This is a genomic window from Pseudolysinimonas sp., from assembly GCF_031389465.1.
In the GTDB taxonomy this organism is placed as follows: domain Bacteria; phylum Actinomycetota; class Actinomycetes; order Actinomycetales; family Microbacteriaceae; genus Pseudolysinimonas_A.
Window position 1 is genome coordinate 1 of the sequence record NZ_JANMSQ010000075.1, and the last position, 2376, is coordinate 2376.

The 2376-nt window shown below is 68.9% G+C and carries 3 protein-coding genes; all 3 read right to left on the minus strand.

The window, feature by feature from the left end:
* A partial coding sequence (locus RMO30_RS02865; RefSeq protein WP_309709261.1) for a ferredoxin family protein occupies nucleotides 1–174 on the minus strand: 174 nt, incomplete at its 3' end.
* Nucleotides 171–1556 (minus strand): FAD-dependent oxidoreductase, encoded by a 1386-nt coding sequence (locus RMO30_RS02870; protein ID WP_309709256.1) that lies wholly within the window; start codon nucleotides 1554–1556, stop codon nucleotides 171–173. The genes RMO30_RS02865 and RMO30_RS02870, both read right to left, overlap by 4 nt.
* Nucleotides 1553–2376: uroporphyrinogen-III C-methyltransferase (gene cobA / locus RMO30_RS02875; RefSeq protein WP_309709259.1), on the minus strand; the 824-nt coding region annotated here is incomplete at its 5' end. The genes RMO30_RS02870 and cobA, both read right to left, overlap by 4 nt.

Here is a 2376-nt window from a genome sequence, read left to right on the forward strand (position 1 = left end):
TTCGTAGTAGATGGCTTCGACCGGGCAGACCGGCTCGCAGGCGCCGCAGTCGACGCACTCGTCGGGCTGGATGTAAAGCATCCGGTCGCCCTCATAGATGCAGTCGACGGGGCACTCGTCGATGCAGGCGCGGTCTTTGACGTCGACGCACGGCAGGGCGATGACGTAGGTCACGACGCCGCGAAGACTTCGTCGCGCGAGATGCCGACCTGCTCGTCGCGGGGTACCACCTTCACCCGTTCGCGGTCGATATCCGATTCGTCGGCCTCGCCTAGAGCGCGCTCGTGGCCGTCGAGGGCGAGCCAGCCCTCCCAGGTCGTGAAGGGAACGCCGCGGGCATCGAGCACCTCGAGGATCGCATCCGGGTCGACGGTCACCGGCGCGGGCAGCGCCGCGACATCCTCGACGATCCGCGCGACCGTCTCGGAGGCGTCGCTCTTCGTGTGACCGATGAGGCCGACGGGCCCGCGCTTGATCCATCCGGTGGCGTAGAGCCCCGGGATCGGCGCGCCCGCGAGATCGAGCACCCGGCCGGCATCGTTCGGAATGACCCCGCGGCGTTCGTCGAACGGCACTCCGGGGACGGGGGAGCCGAAATAGCCGACGGCTCGATACACCGCCTGGAGCGGGTAGTCGACGATCTCCCCGGTTCCACGCACGGAGCCGTCGTCGGCGACGTCGGTGCGTTCGAAGAGCATCCCTTCGACGCGCCCGTCGCCGTACACCTCGACGGGGGAGTGCAGAAAGTGCAGGTGCAGCCGTCGCGAGGCTCCGCTGGGCTCGCGCTCCAGCCAGCTCTCGAGGGTGCGTGTCATGATCTTGACCTGGTTGTTGCCCGCGACGAGCTGCTGAACCTGCTTGCCGAGTGCGAAGTCCTCGGCGTACACGATGATGTCGACGTCGGGGATCTCGGCAAGTTCCCGCAACTCGATGGGCGTGAATTTCACCTGAGCGGGCCCGCGCCGGCCGAAGACGTGCACGTCGGTCACGGGTGACCCGAGCAGTCCGGCGTACACGTTCTGCGGGATGTCGGTACTCAGAAGGTCGCGGGGATGCTTGGCGAGCATCCGCGCGACGTCCAACGCGACGTTGCCGTTTCCGATGACGGCGACATCCGTCGCATCGAGCGGCCAGCTGCGCGGCACGTCGGGGTGGCCGTCGTACCAGGAGACGAAGTCGGCAGCACCGAACGAGCCGGGCAGGTCGATGCCCGGGATGTCGAGGTCGGCATCCCGGATCGCACCGGTCGCGAAGATCACCGCGTGGTAATGGGCGCGCAGGTCGTCGAGGGTGAGGTCGACACCGTAGGTCACGTTGCCGAGGAAACGAATGCTGCCCGCGTCGAGCATCTCGTGCAACGAGTTGACGATTCCCTTGATGCGGGGATGATCGGGTGCCACCCCGTACCGGATGAGGCCGTACGGCGCGGGGAGCGACTCGATGAGGTCGATCGCCACCTCGCGCCCGGCGTCCCGGATCATCCTGTCGAGGATGTTTCCGGCGTAGACACCCGCGGGGCCGGCGCCGATGATGGCGACGCGAAGGGCACTGGTCATGACGGGGCCTTTCCGGTGGAAGCAAAGGAGTTCGATGAGGCGAAAGCACTGGGCGCGTGCGGACTCAACGCGACGACATCCCCGACGACGATGACGGCGGGCGACCGGACGCCGATTGCATCGGCCTGTTCGACGATCGTGTCGAGGATGCCGACGGTGACGCGCTGGTTCTCGCCGGTGCCGTTCTCGATGATCGCGACCGGGCAGTCGCCGCCTCGAACACCCGCAGCCAGCACTGCCGCTGACCCCGCGAGGGCGCTCACACCCATGAGCAGGACGACCGTGTGGTCGCGGCCGCCGGGCAGCTCGGCGATCTGCTCGTGGCCCGTCACCACGGTGAACCCGTTGGCGACGCCGCGATGCGTGACCGGGATGCCCGCCGCGGCGGGGACCGAGATCGCGCTCGAGACACCGGGCACGACCTGGACCGGTACTCCGTGTCGTCGGCAGTATTCGGCCTCCTCGCCGCCGCGACCGAAGACGTAGGGGTCGCCGCCCTTGAGGCGGACGACGTTCTTGCCGGCGCGGGCGTGCTCGACGAGCAGGGCGTTGATCTCGTCCTGGGGCACCGGGTGATTGCCCGGCAGTTTTCCGACATCGATGAGGAGGACGTCTTCACGTAGCTCGCTGAGCAGGTCTCGCGGGCCGAGACGATCGGCGATCACGACGTCGGCCTCGGCGAGCCGGCGGCGCCCGCGCACGGTGATGAGGTCCGGGTCGCCCGGCCCGCCCCCCACCACATGGACGATTCCTGGGCGCACCACGCCGGGTCGTCCGGCACCGCGGGGTGCGGGCCGGTGTCGGCGCGGCCGGGGTCCGG

What these genes read in the sequence shown, in the direction of transcription:
- RMO30_RS02870 (WP_309709256.1), bottom strand. Translation starts at nt 1,556, where the DNA reads ATGACCAGTGCCCTTCGCGTCGCCATCATCGGCGCCGGCCCCGCGGGT.